Below are 17,354 nucleotides of genomic sequence, written 5' to 3' on the forward strand. Positions count from 1 at the left end.
TTATTCATACAGGAAAGCAACCATGTTGGCACAACTGACTATCAGCAACTTTGCGATTGTTCGTGAACTCGAGATCGACTTCCATAGCGGAATGACGGCTATCACGGGTGAGACCGGCGCAGGTAAATCCATCGCTATTGATGCGCTGGGGCTTTGCCTGGGTGGTCGTGCCGATGCCGACATGGTGCGAGCGGGTGCTGCACGCGCTGACCTGTGCGCGCGTTTCGCCCTGAAAGATACGCCTGCGGCACAGCGCTGGCTGGAAGAAAACCAGCTTGAAGACGGGCGTGAGTGTTTACTTCGTCGCGTTATCAGCAGTGACGGGCGCTCTCGTGGTTTTATCAACGGCACGGCAGTTCCCCTTTCGCAATTGCGCGAGTTGGGGCAGTTGCTGATTCAAATCCACGGCCAACACGCGCACCAGTTGCTCGTAAAATCTGAGCATCAGAAAGCGTTGCTGGATGGCTACGCAGGTGAGTATGCACTTACTCAACAGATGGCAGAACATTACCGTCAGTGGCATACAAGCTGCCGCGAGCTGGCGCAGCATCAGCAGCAAAGTCAGGAGCGTACCGCGCGTGCCGAACTGCTGCACTATCAATTGAAAGAGCTGAACGAATTCAACCCGCAGCCGGGTGAATTTGAACAGATCGATGAAGAGTACAAACGCCTCGCCAACAGCGGTCAGTTACTTAGTACCAGTCAGCATGCGCTGAATTTGCTGGCCGACGGCGAAGATGCCAATCTGCAAAGCCAGCTCTATACCGCACGCCAAATGGTCACCGAACTGGCAGGTATGGATGCCAGCCTGTCCGGCGTTCTCACGATGCTCGAAGAAGCGGCAATTCAGGTCAGCGAGGCCAGCGATGAACTGCGTCATTACTGTGACCGTCTGGACCTCGACCCGAACCGCTTGTATGAGCTTGAGCAGCGTATTTCAAAACAGATTTCGCTGGCACGCAAACACCATGTCAGTCCGGAAGCACTGCCGCAATTTCATCAGGCATTGCTGGAAGAACAGCAACAGCTTGATGACCAGGCTGACTCCCAGGAAACCCTGAAGCTTGCGGTGGCGAAGCACCACCAACTGGCACTGGACGCAGCCCGTCAGCTTCATACGCAGCGGGTACACTACGCGCAAGAACTGGGACAATTAATCACAGACAGCATGCATATGCTCTCGATGCCCCATGGGGTATTTGATATCGACGTCAGCTTTGATGAGCACACGCTCACGGCAGATGGCGCGGACCGTATTGAGTTCCGCGTTACAACAAACCCCGGCCAGCCCTTACAGGCTATTTCTAAAGTCGCTTCCGGCGGTGAGTTATCACGTATCGCATTAGCCATTCAGGTCATCACCGCCCGGAAAATGGAAACCCCGGCGCTGATTTTCGACGAAGTGGATGTAGGGATCAGTGGTCCAACGGCAGCGGTCGTTGGCAAACTTCTCCGCCAGTTAGGCGAATCTACCCAGGTGATGTGCGTAACTCACCTGCCCCAGGTTGCGGGCTGTGGGCACCATCACTTCTTTGTTAGCAAAGAGACCGATGGCGCAATGACCGAAACACATATGCTGCCTTTAGATAAACGCGCACGTTTACAGGAACTGGCACGGCTGTTAGGCGGTAGTGAAGTCACCCGAAATACACTGGCAAATGCGAAAGAGCTACTCGCTGCGTAAACTTTTTGCCATTAGTAAGGTCTCAGTACACGATAAATTCGCCGTCAGACCAGGTAGCAAAGGTTTTAAACTGGCTAAAGGTCTATTATTATCGGCACATTACAAATGAGCCACGTACTGTTCGGGCCCGAAAAGGAATCAAATCACTATGCGCTGTAAAATGCTGACTGCTGCCGCAGCGGTTCTTCTGATGTTGACCGCAGGCTGTTCCACTCTGGAGCGAGTGGTTTACCGTCCTGATATCAATCAGGGGAACTACCTGACTCCGAATGACGTTTCTAAAATCCGCGTAGGGATGACGCAACAGCAGGTTGCATACGCATTGGGTACGCCGATGATGACCGATCCGTTCGGAAGCAGCACCTGGTTCTACGTATTCCGTCAGCAGCCAGGGCACGAAGGTGTGACCCAGCAGACGCTGACTCTTACCTTTAACAGCAGCGGCGTATTAACCAACATTGATAACAAACCCGCACTGACAAAAGAGTAATCGCAGGATTAGAAATGGCGCCCAATGGCGCCATTTTTCATTTCAGGGGAAGAGAAGATGGCCGTGCCAGAAAGCAAAACTGCCTTACTGGAAGCAATGAAAAAGTCGGCAAGCGCCCTGCGCAAAAAACTCATCCGCATTCCGGCGGACATCGCTTATCAGCAATGCCTGGAAGGGCACGTAGCTGGTAGCCGCATGAGTGTTGCTAATCTTGTCAGCTATCTGATTGGCTGGGGAGAGCAAGTTCTCTTCTGGCACCAACAGGAAGCCGCAGGCGAAGAAATAGACTTCCCGGCAAAAGGCTTTAAATGGAATGAACTGGGGAAGCTTGCACAAAAATACTACGCTGATTACCAGCATATTACGTCATGGCCAACGCTGCTTGCCATGCTGGAAGAGAATCAACAGCAACTGATATCACTGGTGAATGGCTTTAGTGACGATGAGTTGTACCACCAGCTCTGGTACGGAAAATGGACGCGAGGACGTATGATTCAATTCAACAGCGCCTCACCGTATAAGAATGCCAGCGCCAGGCTGAACAGTCTGTTAAAAACGCTCGCCGAAGCCTGAACAGATCTATTTCTTCGCCGCTCTCTCCGCGCGCTGCCTGCGCAATTCTTTCGGATCAGCAATCAGCGGGCGATAAATTTCGATACGGTCACCATCAGCAACAACATCTTGCAGTTTTGCCGGGCGACTATAAATGCCCACTTTGTTGCGGCTGAGATCGATATCTGTACGTAACTCAAGCAGGCCAGAGGCAACAATCGCCTGTTCGATGGTTGCCCCTTCTTCCAGGCTCACCCGCTGCAGGTACTGCTTTTCCGGCAACGCATACGCCACTTCCACCGCAATCTTACCCGGCACTGTAGACCTCTTTCGCACGTACGGTAAAGGCATCTACCATATTGGCGGCCAGCTCTTTGAAAATACGACCAAAAGCCAGTTCAATCAGCTTATTGGTAAATTCAAAATCAAGGTTAAACTCGATGCGGCAGGCATCCGCTGATAGCGGCGTAAACTTCCAGCCCCCCATCAACCTCTTGAATGGACCATCGACAAGGTGCATCAAAATGGTTTGGTTTGCCGTTAAGGTATTTCGCGTTGTGAAAGTCTTGCTGATTCCCGCTTTCGAGACATCCACTGCCGCCGTCATCTGCGTAGGGCCGGACTCCAGCACGCGGCTACCCGTGCACCCCGGCAGAAACTGCGGGTAAGATTTCACATCGTTAACCAATTCATACATTTGTTCTGCGCTGTAAGGCACCAGTGCAGAGCGACTAATCTGAGGCATAGCATTTCCTGCGATCATACAATCATCAAATAATAACATTTCCCATACATGAAAGGAAAACGCTACGCCGGAACTCGTGCTAAGATAACGCGTTGAACCTCACAGGATGCAATGAGGTCTTTTTGGATATCAGATTACCAATGGCTTCACGACACTTATGACGAAGAAAAAAGTACACAAACCCGGTTCCGCCACTATCGCGATGAATAAGCGCGCCCGCCATGAATATTTTATCGAAGAAGAGTTTGAGGCGGGTCTGTCTCTGCAGGGCTGGGAAGTCAAATCCCTGCGAGCGGGCAAAGCCAACATCGGCGACAGCTATGTGATTCTGAAAGATGGCGAAGCATACCTGTTCGGTGCCAACTTCACCCCGCTGGCGGTGGCTTCGAGCCACTATGTTTGCGATCCAACCCGTACGCGTAAGTTGCTGCTCAACCAACGTGAACTGGATAGCCTCTATGGTCGCGTAAACCGCGAAGGTTATACCGTTGTCGCGCTTTCGCTGTACTGGAAAAATGCCTGGTGCAAAGTCAAAATCGGCGTTGCGAAAGGTAAGAAACAGCACGATAAACGTTCCGATCTTAAAGAGCGTGAATGGCAACTGGATAAAGCCCGCATTATGAAAAACGCAGGCCGCTAATAACGCCCACCGGATGCTTCCGCAGCGGGAGTGTCCGGGCAACACATCTTTCCCACAGCGCCTTTCTCACTTTGGGTGTTGAGAAATGTTTGAACATCAAGATTCCTCGTATGTCATGCCCTTCTCTTCCCATATCGTTTCTCTGAATTTTACCTCTGAACTTGATCATCTCTATTCGTAACGATATCAGTGGTTATTGTTCACATTCTCGCCAGACAGCTCTGGCAAAAGCATTACAGCGATATGGACTGGTGTGCTGCGTCATAAATCTGTTATACTTAGCGCAACACTTTTGGGGCTGATTCTGGATTCGACGGGATTTGCGAAACCCAAGGTGCATGCCGAGGGGCGGTTTGCCTCGTAAAAAGCCGCAAAAAATAGTCGCAAACGACGAAAACTACGCTTTAGCAGCTTAATAACCTGCTCTGAGCCCTCTCTCCCTAGCTTCCGCTCTTAAGACGGGGATCAAAGAGAGGTCAAACCCAAAAGAGATCGCGTGGAGACCCTGCCTGGGGTTGAAGCGTTAAAACTAATCAGGCTAGTCTGGTAGTGGCGTGTCTGTCCGCAGGTGCCAGGCGAATGTAAAGACTGACTAAGCATGTAGTACCGAGGATGTAGGAATTTCGGACGCGGGTTCAACTCCCGCCAGCTCCACCAAAATTCTCCATCGGTGATTACCAGAGTCATCCGATGAAGTCCTGAGAGCCCGCACGGCGCAAGCCCTGCGGGCTTTTTTGTACCCTGAATTTGTCCGTTGAAGTCCAATGGCAACTAAATGATTCCGAACTGACCAGCCCCGGCATTGTCTACCCTTGCCCAAAAACTGTACGAAAAACAGGTACCCCTACCAGCGGCATATGGCAATTTAGTAGTGCAGTGTCAGTCTCCTCAACGGAGCTTGCTGTATCTGCTGTTCCATTATTTGGTGCATTGAGTACTTCCGACAATGATCTTCTGGAAGCGCTGGCGCGCCGCTGCGACAAAGCTTTGTAAAGTGCTACACCAGCAGGCTGAAATAGCTTTCTCAATGAAGCCAAAAGCGCAGGTAACGAGGCGGAATAAACTGTAGAAAAAGTATGGCGCTGCAATTAAATTCCAGTACCGAACTTGAGTGAATAACATTATCGAGCGCCAGAAAAATGAAGGACGCAGCGAGCCAATAAAAACCGCTTTATCCCGGCAGCCAGATGATAAACGTCGCGCTTTCATAGCCTCGAACTTAAAGGAAACTCTTGAATGCACGATAGTTGGCAGCCTGGATTTGAGCAATAAAAATCAGCAAGTTACCTTTTATCTGAGATGGATTTATTTTTAAATACAATTTAAGATCCCAGGAGTTTTTATTAATCGGACATTCATATGAAACAATTACAGACTTTCGGGGGGCTAAAACTAATAGCCAGCCTCTCGGTTACTCTTCTTCTTTCATCTTGCACGGCTGGTCAATTTTTTCCATCCCAAACCCTTTCCCGGTTCCATATCATCAAGAACGACGATTATAAGCAGCGCCCGGGATGGAATGCGATTGTTCGCCTGGGTATCGAGGACTGTGAAACGTACCGAAAAGGTGGCAATAGCCTGTTAAAGTGGGATGACACAACATGTAACGAACAGAATATCATCAAAGCCGTTAACGCTAATCTTTCGTTCATTCCTGTTTTCTATGCTGCATACCATGAGTACGGTGGCCCGAATGTTGGACAACTATCTTCACTTGAGGATGATGAAGAAAAGCGAGTTGATATTTATGCATACTTGAAAAATTTGGCTGAAGCCTTAGAGAACAAATACAGAGTCGATGTCATTTACATTGATTATCAAAAAGATTACTGGAATATGGGGCTTGGCAAAGTTAGCGAAACTGATTTTTATCAGAGTATTTCTGCATTCAGTGCTAAAAAAGACCAGTTCGATGAAAAGTACCAAAAAGAGTTTAATGCCTTTGAGGAACAGTACAGCGCGAGAAACGAAGCAAACAAGGAACGTGAAAAAGAAGCATATATTGCCTCCGAAAGAACTATTTATCCTTCCCCGTGGATAGACCCAACACCAGATCAAAAAAAGATAGTGGATGCGTTACGCACTGTTAAGTTTACCGCTCGTGACAATGGTATGGTGTATGCCAACGGTCGCAGTTTTATATCCATTAACGGGCTGAGTTATTTAAGAAACAGTCTTGATATGAGCATGGCATCATGTTCTGACATGGGCGCATACTACGGCAAGAAAGTGTTAAGCAGGGCATGTGTTCAGGGGCTTGCAAAAGAGATTGTCGAGTGGGGGAAAACTGCCAGGGATCGTAAAATTTCAGATAATGCATGGAACACAGCAGCAATGGATAGCATCATTGACTACACACCGGTTAAGTATGAAATATTGTTCTCGGATTGGGCGGGAATGGCCCGTGTCTATTCTGCTCGTGGGTATTAACTATTAAACAGGATTGAGAACGCAGATTTGAGCCATGACAATAGCATTAGCCCGCGAAAGTGCGGGCTTTGTTTTGTCCGGCATTACAGCGGTGGCATCTTGTCACCTGCCTCACTCCGCGTCGGGACAATTCACATAGAATTTCATACATGGCTAAATTAGCCTCTCTGTGTACTCGCACGCGTTTGTCATGCAAAAATGTTGAGATGCAAGTGCGAAATCTGATCATTGCCGGGCAGATAGTTTCCTTCTCTGCCCCTCTTCGAACACCGTCCTGAAAATGTGGCAAAACAGAGTGACCGTACATTTTTCATGTCAAAGGAAAAACATGGACAGTGGCCTGGCTGGACAGAAGAAGACGTCACCCGACTCGCAATGAAGTTCATGGCCAGGAAGTCGACCATTATTGATCGCGTTGTTCCGGCCCGCTTGCTATTAAAACAGCGTCGGAAGCACATTCAATATGAGCTAAACAGACTTCTTGTCGAGCTGGATAAATGCACTTAGCAAAAAGCGTGAAGAGAAGACAACCTGCAGTTGGTATTTCTTAAAGCGCTATTTCACACGCGTAGCTTGCCGCTTATCAAGTACAACACACCTTCCCGACGCAACGGGCTGACCTGGACAAACGGTGCGGCATGATTTTGAATTCGCGACAAAGCGCACAAATCTTTCTCATTCTATTTCGGATATAAGCAAAGCGTGACGGTCAATTACCGGGAGTAAGGGTATTGAGAAGAAAAAAGACCCGTTGCGAAAGGGGTTTTCAGAGATGACTACCCATGAAATTGGTAAGGATGAGGGAAGTGGTTATGCTTTTAACTGCGCAGCGAAATACTCTACTTAGAAAAAAAAGAGTAATGACACTAAAAGACAGACATTTCCATTCATAATTTGCTATAAATTATTTTGCATCGGCGGTATATATATTGTGTCCACCCGAGAAACAAAAGTGATACGCTCGTTTGGTTTCCCGGAACCATTCGTAAAGAAGCAATTCGAAACACCACCAAATTCAAGTAAAAGGATCTGCAAATGTCAGAAGCACTGAAAGCCTTAAACAACATTCGCACACTGCGTGCTCAAACGCGTGAAGTTAGCCTGGAATATCTTGAAGATATTCTCGAAAAGTTCACGGTCATCGTTGAAGAACGCCGCGAAGAAGAAGCCTCTCAGCGTAAGGAACTCGAGGATAAACAGGCAAAACTCGAAGCGTTTCGTGTGAAACTTCTTGAGGAAGGCATTGACCCGGCAGAGCTCATCTCCTCCTTAAAAGGACAGGCGACAAAAACAAAATCGACCCGTGAGCCTCGCCCGGCGAAATACAAATATATCGACGAAGACGGCAGCGAAAAAACCTGGACAGGCCAGGGCCGCACGCCTAAAGCGATTACCTCCGCGCTTGAGAAAGGGAAAAAACTGGAAGATTTCGCAATCTAATATCCAGCTATGGGGGGAGGCACGCTCCCCCGCAATGCTATGAAACTCTTTATATAGTGAAACCCGCACACCCTGCCGATAACATAAGATGATTGACCATCAGCTACAGAATAATCTTAAGCGCATGACGGTCAATTAAAAAACACCGCCATATTCTCCGTTGTACTACTGCGCTTTATCGCACTCTCCTGATATTCATATCCCCGTCACGGCAAGTCCGTTTAGCCGAACTGTAATCCTTTACTCTCTATTACAATAAAAAACCAGCGTCTAATATAAGCAGCAGAGCCGAAAAAACAGATGTTCAGGTTACCAGGTCAAGCCGGGCCAATAACATCCCGGGGCGGTTCCCGAAAGGCCGGACCATTAAAATTAATACCCGGTGGAATATACTTTTGAAACGCAACGGCCCGGCATCAAGCCGATGCTGACACCCGACTGTCAAATAACCAGGCAGGATAAAATGGCAACCAGCCGCAAAAGTGTTCCTCGCTACCCATATCGCATCGTGAAATAGCCCTGCTGCTAAACCGCTTTTTCAGCGAGGAAATTTTTTTACCCCAGGCGAAACTTTCCCGCGACATCCAGCGAACTGTCTATGAGCGTTAAATTTCCTAACCCGTGGAGCGCAACATGACACCGATGAAAAAACTCTTTTTGAGCCTTACCTCTGCCGTACTGCTTAGCGTCTCAATGCCGATGTTCAATGCCCAGGCTGCATTGCCAACCGGTGCGCAGGCCCCCGATTTTCAATTGCAGGGCGCCCTTGCGGGCAAGCCTTTGACGTTCTCACTGAAACAGGCCCTGCAAAAAGGCCCGGTCGTGCTCTATTTCTTCCCGGCGGCATTCAGTAAAGGCTGCACCATCGAAGCCCACGCCTTTGCCGAAGCCACGGATGACTTCAAAAAACTGGGCGCGACCGTCATTGGCGTGACCGCAGGTAATGTGGACCAGGTGGATGAGTTCTCTAAACTGGAGTGCCGCGATAAGTTCACTGTCACGGCTGACCCAGGCGCAAAAGTCGCCTCGGAGTACCAGACGCTGATGCAGATGAATGGCAAAACCCTTTCTGACCGGACCTCATTTGTTATCGCGCCGGACGGTAAGATCCTGCTGAGCTACACTGACAGAAACCCGGAAACGCATATCCAGAAAACGATGGATGCGGTGAAACAGTACGCAAATTCGCACTCGTAAAAGGCGGACGTCAACCACCCCATTAGCCATCAGAGACTCACTATGTTAACCGCAATGCTGGCCGCCTTCGCAGGCGGCATTATCCTTAATTTTATGCCCTGCGTTTTCCCGATAATCTCGCTTAAGGCGCTGGGGCTGGTTCGCCATTCGCACAGTACGGTGCAGACGCGCAAAGAAGGGCTTGGCTTCTTACTCGGCACGGTTGTTACCATGCTGATACTGGCCGCGGTTTTGTTAGCCCTGCGGGCGGGCGGTACCGCTGTCGGTTGGGGATTTCAGCTCCAGTCGCCGCTGGTGATTGCCTTCCTCGCACTGGTTATTCTGGGCGCTGCGCTGAATTTACTTGGCGTGTTTGAAGTGGGTCTGTCGATGCAGCGCGCCGGGGAAATTTCCGTTGAGCGCGGTGCGTTTGTCCGGGCGGCGCTAACCGGGGCGCTGTCGATCATTGTGGCAACCCCCTGTGCCGCCCCGTTTATGGCAGGTGCTATTGGCTATGCGCTGGTGCAACCACCTGCCGTGGCGCTGGTTATCTTCTTTGCCCTCGCCCTCGGTTTCGCCGCGCCATTCACTCTTATCTCCCTCTTCCCGGCGTTGGGAAAATGGCTACCGCGCCCCGGTGCCTGGATGAATACGCTAAAACGTGGCCTGGCGTTTCCGATGTTCGGCGCCTTCGGCTGGCTGGTATGGGTGCTGGCTCAGCAGGCAGGAACCACCGCGCTCGCCGCGATTCTGGCGGCTGCTGTAGTGCTGAGTTTCGCCGCCTGGCTCTATGGTATGGCGCAGCAACGGCGCTTTGCCGGTAAGCGGCATCTCGCGTTGTTTGCAGTCACCGCTGCGCTGATTCTGGCAGTCATTGTTCCGCTGCCGTCGGTAATCAAAAATGGCGCCCCGCTTGAGACGACGGCACATGTCGAAGAGGTAAAATGGTCGCCGCAAAATGTGGCGGATAATCGTGGCCACGGCAAAGCGATTTTCGTCAATTTCACCGCATCCTGGTGTATCACTTGTCAGGTAAACGAGAAGACATCGCTGTCTACGCAGGCCGTGAAAGAGGCGCTGGCGCGCACGGGCACACTTTATATGGTGGCCGACTCAACCAAATTTAATGCCGATATCGATGACACGATGAACGCCCTGGGTCAGGGCAGCCTGCCGCTGTATGTGGTCTATCCGGCAGATGGCAGCGAACCGAAAATCTTGCCGCAGGTGCTCACCCCGTCGATAGTGGTCAACGCCCTGACACAGGCCAGCGGTAAAAAGACATGAAGCCGTAAGTAAGGCGGAATATGGAAAAACATGAGGCAACACGTGAGCAATGGCCGCAATTGATGGCGCTTGCCCAGGCCGGCGATCAGGCGGCCTACACGCAGTTGCTAAAGGCGCTGGTACCGGTTATTCGCTCGCTGGTACGTAAGCAGGTTGACGATGACATGCTGGTTGAAGATGTCATTCAGGATGTGCTGCTGACCGTGCACAGGGTACGTCACACCTACGATCCCGCTTCACCTTTTTTGCCGTGGCTGATGGCGATTGCCCATGCCCGTTCGGTTGATGCGCTGCGCCGTCGTGGCCGTCATCGCCAGCGCGAGCAAGACGACAGCGAGGCGTCTGAGTACGCAAGCGAAGACCGTTATCTGGCCGCCAGCGTTGAACAACACCAGTCCAGGGAAGAACTCGCCATGCTGTTAAACCAGCTTCCGGCGCGCCAGCGGCAGGTAATTGAACATGTTCACCTGCACGAAATGACCCTTTCAGAAACCGCGACGCACAATAACCTGACGGTGGCGGCCGTTAAGTCTCTGCTGCATCGCGCATTAAGTAACCTTCGTCGGTTAGGAGCACATCATGGCCGATCATGATCTTTTTATTGAGCAGTTAAGTCGCACTATCGAGCCCGTAAAACGTCCGTGGCAGCCCGGATGGCGGGTTGTAGCGTGGATCGTGATGGCATTGCCCTGTGGGGCGCTGGCCAGTTTACTGGTGCACCGGACTTTTACCGACTGGTCTCAGACAGGCGCCGCGTGGGTTATCTTGCAGTTATTTCTGACCTTTATTACCGGCGCGCTGGCTATCCGTAACGCCTTTTTGCTGAGCATTGCCGGGCAGCAATCCCTGAGCTGGAAATGGTTTACGCCGCTGGTTAGCCTCTGGCTCGCAATTTCCTTTGCCAATATGCAATTGCATCACCACCTCCCGGTACAAGGCAGCGAGGTGGGAACAAATTGTTATCTCTTTATGGTTGTGGTGAGCGTGCCGATGATGGCGATCGTGATTGGTTATCTACGCCGTACCCGCACGTTATTTCCCGCCCGGAGCCTGGCAGCCGCCGGGGCTGGCGTCGCCTGCATGGCGCTGACATTACTGGCCCTTTGCCACCCAACCCATGTGAGTGCGCTGGATTTTCTGATGCATCTCAGCGCCACGGCAACGATAATCCTTGGCACCATGCTGTTGGGCTATAAATGGGTGTCGCTGCCCCACCATTAGACGTATACCGTTCCCTTTGCTGGATAACACGCAGAGCGTACGCGGTTTTGCGTACCGTCCCAACATTCACTGATAACAGCAGGTAAAACTCTCCTCTGGGTCAAATGAGTGATATATTTTCACGCATTAACCCAAGGAGACGTCATGTCGGAATTTGATTCAATCGCGCAGGAGCTTCAGCGCCAGGCCGAAGCAGAAGACAAACGGCAACGAGAAGACGACAACGCATTGCTGGGCCGGGTACTGGAAATCTACGGACAAAAGTATGTGGCGGAACAGTTACGCAAACTGGGTCAAAACGAATGGAGTCGTGAAAGATTAAACCGGCGGGTCAATGGCAAAGGCACCCCTGCGCCACTTACCGCCGCCGAGGAAGCCTTACTGCGCAAAATGCTTCCTTCGCCGCCTGCGCACCATCCGCATTATCAATTCCGCTTTATCGACTTGTTCGCCGGTATTGGCGGTATCCGCAATGGTTTTGAAGCCATTGGCGGACAGTGTGTCTTTACCAGTGAATGGAACAAAAATGCGGTGCGGACTTATAAAGCTAACTGGTACAACGACGAAAGCAGCCATCGTTTTAATCAGGATATTCGCGAAGTTACGCTGAGCGGTAAACCGGACGTCACCGACGCGCAGGCCTATGCGCATATCGACGAACAGATCCCCGATCATGACGTCCTGTTGGCAGGATTTCCATGCCAGCCATTCAGCTTAGCCGGGGTGAGTAAAAAGAACGCCCTCGGTCGCGCCCATGGTTTTGAATGCGAAGCGCAAGGCACGCTCTTTTTCGATGTCGCGCGGATTATTAAAGCCAAACGCCCGGCCATCTTTGTCCTGGAAAATGTCAAAAACCTGAAAAGCCACGATCAGGGGAAAACCTTTACCGTGATCATGAATACCCTTGATGAACTGGGGTACGACGTGGCCGACGCCGAAGCGACCGGTAAAGACGACCCGAAGATTGTGGATGGCAAACACTTTCTGCCCCAGCACCGCGAACGTATTGTTCTGGTGGGTTTTCGCCGCGATTTACAGCTCAAGCAAGATTTTACCCTGCGTAATATCGACCGCTTCTATCCGCGCAGCAGACCGACCTTCGGTGAGCTCCTTGAGCCCACTGTTGATGCGAAGTATGTGCTGTCGCCCAAACTGTGGGATTACCTTTTCCATTATGCGAAGAAGCACGCGGCGAAAGGCAACGGTTTTGGATTTGGACTGGTTGATCCCACGAATGCAGCCAGCGTGGCACGAACCTTATCTGCCCGCTATCACAAAGATGGCTCAGAAATTCTGGTCGATCGCGGCTGGGATAAAGCGCTGGGTGAAAGCAACTTTAGCGACGCCGCCAACCAGCAGCGTCGTCCGCGCAGGCTAACGCCACGCGAATGCGCGCGCCTGATGGGTTTTGAGAAACCGGGCGAAAAACCGTTTCGCATTCCGGTGTCGGACACGCAGGCCTATCGTCAGTTTGGTAACTCCGTGGTGGTGCCGGTGTTTGCTGCGGTCGCCCGGCTGCTGGAGCCCTCTATATTACGTGCCGTCACTCTCAGGAAGGGGCAACCCACGCGTTGATATGGTCGAGCAAATGGGCAACATAGCGAGTGAGCTTAGGTAACGGACGGCGCTGCTGGCGATAAAGCAGCCACACCTGGCGCGGCTGTGGCGCAAAGTCCGTTAACACGCGTACCAGTTTGCCGCTTGCCAGTTCATCGGTCAGTAAGATCTCCGGCTGGAGTAATAACCCCGCTCCCGCAACAGCGGCAAGGCGCAATGCCTGCCCGTCATTACAACGAAATACCGGGTCTTGCCGCCAGGACATGTCGCCGTCCGTTCCCGGTAGTTTCCATTCGTTATTCGCGTTCCAGACCATATGCGACAGGCAGCGATGATGCTGTAAATCATCCGGCGTACGTGGCTCACCGTGCCGCGCCAGGTAGTCGGGTGAAGCACAAATCACCATGCGATAAAGGCACAGTGGCTTTGCAACCACGTCATCGTTGTGTAACCCACCAATGCGGATCGCCAGATCGAATCCTTCATCAACCAAATCAACCCGTCGGTTGCTCAGATCCAGTTCGACGCGTACCTGCGGATGCGCATTAAGAAAGGCGGCAGTCAGCGGAGCCACCACGCAGGCGCCAAACGTCGTGGAGGCACTTACCCGCAACGTACCGGCGGGAGTATCGCGCAGTCGTTCAATGGAGGTATCCGCCATATGTACCTGCTCGAGCACCCGGCGTGCCTCTTCATAATAGACACGCCCGGCATCCGTCAGACTTTGTCGCCGGGTATTGCGCTCCACCAGCCTTGCGCCAAGCTGCTCCTCCAGCGCACCGATGTATTTCCCCACCATCACCGCCGACAGATTCAATTGGCTTGCCGCCTGGGTGAAACTGCCGCAATCCGCAACGGTAACGAACACTTCCATACTGCGCAGCTTATCCATATTGCTAACCCACAGTTAGTAATCAATTAACGTTTAGCTCATTTATCTTATAAATAATTAGCGGAAGAATAGCCACTACTGCAACAGAGGAGCATAACAATGAAAATTCTACTGATTGGCGCAAGTGGTACCGTAGGTCGGGCGGTTGAGCAGGAACTGAGCCAGGGTCAACATGACATTATCCGCGCAGGGCGCACCAGCGGTGATTTCCATGTCGATATCACGTCCGATGAGAGCGTGGCTACACTGTTTGAAAATGTGGGGAGAGTCGATGCTATCGTCGCCACCACCGGCAATCTTTTCTTTGGGCCGCTGGAGAAAATGACCAGCCGGGATTTTTCGATTGGCCTGCAGGATAAGTTGCTCGGCCAGGTGCGTCTGGCGTTGACAGGGCAACATTACCTGAACGAGGGTGGCTCGATTACGCTAACCAGCGGGATTGTTGGCCAGGAGCCCATCGCGCAAGGGGTCAATGCCACGACGGTCAACGCCGCGCTGGAAGGTTTTGTGAAGGCAGCGGCGTGCGAACTGAAACACGGGCAGCGTATAAATGTCGTTAGCCCGACTATGCTGAGCGAATCGCAAGAAGCCTACGGCCCCTTCTTTCCGGGGTTTGAGAGCGTGCCAGCCGCGCGGGTGGCGCTGGCTTATCGCCGCAGTATTGAAGGCGTGCAGACAGGGCGCGTCTATACCGTGGGATATTAATCGCCCCTCATCCGTCAATGAGGGGCAGCGGATTAGACATCCGTTTTCAGGCCCGTGACAAAACTCTGCCACTGCTCCTGTAGTGCGCTGATATGGCCTTGCTCAATTTCACGGATGTAAGGTATCGAGCGGTTTTTCGCAACCCAGTTGTTGATTGAAGAGAACCAGGCCTCACTGTCTGTGGTGCTGGCGGTAAGGCTCAGCATTGCATTGCGGACTGTCTGGGAAGAGTGCGTTCCTTCGGCCAGTTGTGCGAGGGCATCCTGATGATGCTGTGCCTGGTCGCGATCCCCCAGGCTTTCCGCCAGTCTGCTCGCCTGAGTCAGGACCACTTTGGTCATCTGATCGGCCTGTGAAGATTTATCACTAATAAACTGAGCGACAAATGCGCTGGCCTCAGTCTGGTAATCCGTCGCCACATACTTCTGTACCACCAGATTCAGCTTGGCTTGTGTTAAGGCCAGATCCATCGCATTGGTGGTGTAATCCCCGTTTTGGGTTGGGGATGTCAGGGCTTTATGCAGTGCGTCAGCCATCTCATCGGCGTTAACCGTGGCGTTCTGGAAAAAGGCCTGAAAACTGACCGCGTCATTAGCGGTGGCGGGATCGGAATAGAAATCACTGGCAAGGCTTGGTCCCGTTGGCATTCGCGCTATCGCCTGGTTACGCAGGTTGAGCGCTTCGCGAGCGCTCGCGTCTATCTCCTCCTGAGTCGGCGGCGTTAAGTTATCCCTTGCTTGCGCCATCGCTTCCGGCGACAGACTGACCTCAACGGAATCAACGGGATCAACGTTTTTCCCCGTCACGGCATGCACCGTTTCCAAACGGGTAGTGGCAGGCATGTCCCTCAACGAGGCAGCCGAACTTACATCCTTAATGCTCATATCTTCTCCTTAGAATTGATGCCAAACGTATTTTTTATCGTCTCAATGGCGAAGAACTTTACGGACTTGCACAAAAAATCGGAGAAAATATCAGGTTAACAATCAGTTATAAAAACATGAGGGCGAAAGCTCTCGCCCTTCGCCTCTTAGTCACGTGATTGAACCCAAAAAGCGTGAATCAGGCCTGGGAAATAGCCAAGCAACGTCAGAATCACGTTGAGAATGAAAGCCCAGCCAAAGCCTTTACCAATGAGTACGCCCAGCGGGGGAAGAATAATCGTAAAAATAATACGCCAGAAACCCATAACTTCTCCATTGCGATAAAAATGCAGGTGATTGTTAAAAAAGGAATTTAATGTAAAAGCTTAGCCACTTTACGGAACACCGCCAGCCGAGCCTTGCGCTTTTACCCTCTTTTACGCAAAACGACATTTCATCAATAGCAGTCATCATCCGGCCCAACTGTACCTTGTGGGCAGTTCGCGCTAAGGTTTAATGACCAGGAAATAAGGAGGAGAATATGATTACTGTTGGTGATGTAGTGCAGCCGCGTATTGGCGGACCGAAGTTAAAAGTCATTGAAGTGCATGAGGACCAAATCGTTGCCGTACCGGTGCATAATGACGCGGCAGAGAAAATTACCCTCAAAGCTGCGGACGTATCTCTTTATAAAGAAGACGGCGATTTCGGCGTCTGCTAATTCTTTTTTGCGGTGAGCATTTCTCACCGCAACTTATCGGTATACCCCCCCTTCATCACCTTTCTTTATGCAAACAATCCGCATATTTACCCAAACAGAGAAACAGCATTTAACGCTGGTAAAATCGTTTGTTTAGCATAAAAAATGCTGCTGATTGAATTATGAACATCAGGGAAGGATTGTTCGCTAAAAGTACGCGTTGCTACGATAAGTCACTTTGTGAATAACATCACAACTCATCCATAAGTTAATGATATCAAATGCTTTTATTTCCCTCTCCAACAAAAATAACGAAATGCGCAAAAAACAGGCAAAGGCAGAGCAATTTATCCAGAAAAAGAAAATAAATAAAAATTATTAGCTAGTTGTTAGTTTATATCCAGACATATAATCTAGCACCATCAAATGTTCCACAGCAAACCGCTAGTTACCGTCCGGTATCAGCTTATTTTCTCTTTTCAAGGAGCAGTACCATGTTCTCTTCGCAGTCCCGCCTGCGTCATGCCGTGGCAGACACCTTTGCAATGGTTGTCTATTGTTCGGTAGTGAACATGCTCATTGAAATATTCCTCTCTGGAATGACCTTCGAGCAGTCACTTTCATCACGTCTGGTTGCTATTCCGGTCAACATTATTATTGCGTGGCCTTATGGTCTGTATCGCGATGCGATCATGCGGTATGCCCGCCGTATTAGCCCGAAAAGCGGAATGCGAACGCTGGCCGATGTGGTGGCGTATGTCACCTTCCAGTCACCGGTATATGTCGCTATTTTACTGACTGTCGGCGCCGACTGGCATCAGATTGTCGCGGCGGTGAGTTCAAATGCGGTACTGTCGATGCTGATGGGTGCGCTGTACGGCTACTTCCTGGATTATTGCCGCCGTCTGTTTGGCGTGAGCTTTCAGCAGGCGAAAGCCTGAGGACAGAGTGACAGGCCTGCGCCTGTCACTG

The 17,354-nt window shown here is 51.1% G+C and carries 19 protein-coding genes and 1 other RNA gene; 15 read left to right on the top strand and 5 right to left on the bottom strand.

What is annotated here, in order from left to right; translation table 11 throughout:
- Window positions 1-22: 22 nt before the first annotated feature.
- The 3 genes from recN (at window position 23) to ABIB59_RS25625 (ending at window position 2,747) form a co-directional block, all read left to right on the top strand.
- Window positions 23-1,684: a DNA repair protein RecN gene (gene recN, locus ABIB59_RS25615; RefSeq protein ID WP_039077566.1), complete on the top strand. Its 1,662-nt coding sequence runs from the start codon at window positions 23-25 to the stop codon at window positions 1,682-1,684.
- 148 nt (window positions 1,685-1,832) lie between these two features.
- Window positions 1,833-2,174: an outer membrane protein assembly factor BamE gene (gene bamE, locus ABIB59_RS25620; RefSeq protein WP_039077567.1), complete on the top strand. Its 342-nt coding sequence runs from the start codon at window positions 1,833-1,835 to the stop codon at window positions 2,172-2,174.
- Between the two features lie 57 nt (window positions 2,175-2,231).
- Window positions 2,232-2,747 (top strand): ClbS/DfsB family four-helix bundle protein, encoded by a 516-nt coding sequence (locus ABIB59_RS25625; protein ID WP_354037510.1) that lies wholly within the window; start codon window positions 2,232-2,234, stop codon window positions 2,745-2,747.
- 6 nt (window positions 2,748-2,753) lie between these two features.
- On the opposite strand, the gene ABIB59_RS25630 is transcribed toward ABIB59_RS25625, so the two are convergent.
- A complete protein-coding gene (locus tag ABIB59_RS25630; protein WP_039077568.1) occupies window positions 2,754-3,044 on the bottom strand; it encodes an RnfH family protein in 291 nt (96 codons plus the stop codon).
- Entirely contained in the window at window positions 3,034-3,471 is a 438-nt protein-coding gene (locus ABIB59_RS25635; RefSeq protein ID WP_197718602.1) for a type II toxin-antitoxin system RatA family toxin, read from the bottom strand. The genes ABIB59_RS25630 and ABIB59_RS25635 overlap by 11 nt, the downstream gene beginning before the upstream one ends.
- Window positions 3,472-3,628: 157 nt before the next feature.
- Here ABIB59_RS25635 and smpB point away from each other — a divergent pair, with 157 nt between their 5' ends.
- The 9 genes from smpB (at window position 3,629) to ABIB59_RS25680 (ending at window position 13,240) form a co-directional block, all read left to right on the top strand.
- A complete protein-coding gene (smpB, locus tag ABIB59_RS25640; RefSeq protein ID WP_039077570.1) occupies window positions 3,629-4,111 on the top strand; it encodes an SsrA-binding protein SmpB in 483 nt (160 codons plus the stop codon).
- Window positions 4,112-4,405: 294 nt separating this feature from the next.
- Window positions 4,406-4,768, top strand: a transfer-messenger RNA (tmRNA) gene (ssrA, locus tag ABIB59_RS25645).
- 702 nt (window positions 4,769-5,470) lie between these two features.
- Complete coding sequence (locus ABIB59_RS25650; RefSeq protein ID WP_052249201.1) at window positions 5,471-6,541, top strand: hypothetical protein; 1,071 nt, start codon at window positions 5,471-5,473, stop codon at window positions 6,539-6,541.
- Between the two features lie 1,035 nt (window positions 6,542-7,576).
- Window positions 7,577-7,981 carry an H-NS family histone-like protein gene (locus tag ABIB59_RS25655; protein WP_039077584.1) on the top strand — a complete coding sequence of 135 codons (405 nt, stop codon included), beginning with the start codon at window positions 7,577-7,579 and terminating at the stop codon, window positions 7,979-7,981.
- Between the two features lie 633 nt (window positions 7,982-8,614).
- Window positions 8,615-9,178 (top strand): peroxiredoxin, encoded by a 564-nt coding sequence (locus ABIB59_RS25660; RefSeq protein WP_039077585.1) that lies wholly within the window; start codon window positions 8,615-8,617, stop codon window positions 9,176-9,178.
- 42 nt (window positions 9,179-9,220) lie between these two features.
- Window positions 9,221-10,444 carry a protein-disulfide reductase DsbD family protein gene (locus tag ABIB59_RS25665; RefSeq protein WP_039077586.1) on the top strand — a complete coding sequence of 408 codons (1,224 nt, stop codon included), beginning with the start codon at window positions 9,221-9,223 and terminating at the stop codon, window positions 10,442-10,444.
- Window positions 10,445-10,464: 20 nt separating this feature from the next.
- Complete coding sequence (locus ABIB59_RS25670; RefSeq protein ID WP_354037514.1) at window positions 10,465-11,037, top strand: RNA polymerase sigma factor; 573 nt, start codon at window positions 10,465-10,467, stop codon at window positions 11,035-11,037.
- Entirely contained in the window at window positions 11,024-11,665 is a 642-nt protein-coding gene (locus ABIB59_RS25675; RefSeq protein ID WP_079497826.1) for an NrsF family protein, read from the top strand. Before ABIB59_RS25670 ends, ABIB59_RS25675 begins: the two co-directional genes overlap by 14 nt.
- Before the next feature lie 144 nt (window positions 11,666-11,809).
- Window positions 11,810-13,240: a DNA cytosine methyltransferase gene (locus ABIB59_RS25680; protein WP_039077589.1), complete on the top strand. Its 1,431-nt coding sequence runs from the start codon at window positions 11,810-11,812 to the stop codon at window positions 13,238-13,240.
- On the opposite strand, the gene ABIB59_RS25685 is transcribed toward ABIB59_RS25680, so the two are convergent.
- Window positions 13,215-14,114 (bottom strand): LysR substrate-binding domain-containing protein, encoded by a 900-nt coding sequence (locus ABIB59_RS25685; RefSeq protein WP_354037516.1) that lies wholly within the window; start codon window positions 14,112-14,114, stop codon window positions 13,215-13,217. The genes ABIB59_RS25680 and ABIB59_RS25685 overlap by 26 nt on opposite strands.
- A gap of 99 nt (window positions 14,115-14,213) precedes the next feature.
- Here ABIB59_RS25685 and ABIB59_RS25690 point away from each other — a divergent pair, with 99 nt between their 5' ends.
- On the top strand, window positions 14,214-14,819 hold the full coding sequence (locus ABIB59_RS25690; RefSeq protein ID WP_354037518.1) for a short chain dehydrogenase: 606 nt from the start codon (window positions 14,214-14,216) through the stop codon (window positions 14,817-14,819).
- 32 nt (window positions 14,820-14,851) lie between these two features.
- Here ABIB59_RS25690 and ABIB59_RS25695 read toward each other — a convergent pair whose 3' ends face one another.
- Window positions 14,852-15,703, bottom strand: coding sequence for a hypothetical protein (locus ABIB59_RS25695; RefSeq protein ID WP_039077592.1), 852 nt, complete (start codon window positions 15,701-15,703; stop codon window positions 14,852-14,854).
- A 146-nt stretch (window positions 15,704-15,849) separates the two neighbouring features.
- Window positions 15,850-16,008 (bottom strand): YqaE/Pmp3 family membrane protein, encoded by a 159-nt coding sequence (locus ABIB59_RS25700; protein ID WP_039077593.1) that lies wholly within the window; start codon window positions 16,006-16,008, stop codon window positions 15,850-15,852.
- Window positions 16,009-16,223: 215 nt separating this feature from the next.
- Here ABIB59_RS25700 and ABIB59_RS25705 point away from each other — a divergent pair, with 215 nt between their 5' ends.
- Window positions 16,224-16,403: a GDFGVC terminal motif YodC-like protein gene (locus tag ABIB59_RS25705; RefSeq protein ID WP_071194717.1), complete on the top strand. Its 180-nt coding sequence runs from the start codon at window positions 16,224-16,226 to the stop codon at window positions 16,401-16,403.
- Between the two features lie 473 nt (window positions 16,404-16,876).
- Entirely contained in the window at window positions 16,877-17,323 is a 447-nt protein-coding gene (alaE, locus tag ABIB59_RS25710) for an L-alanine exporter AlaE (RefSeq protein ID WP_047369158.1), read from the top strand.
- Window positions 17,324-17,354: the final 31 nt, after the last annotated feature.

Source organism: Citrobacter sp. UYEF32 (genome assembly GCF_040546205.1).
GTDB classification, from domain to species: domain Bacteria; phylum Pseudomonadota; class Gammaproteobacteria; order Enterobacterales; family Enterobacteriaceae; genus Phytobacter; species Phytobacter diazotrophicus.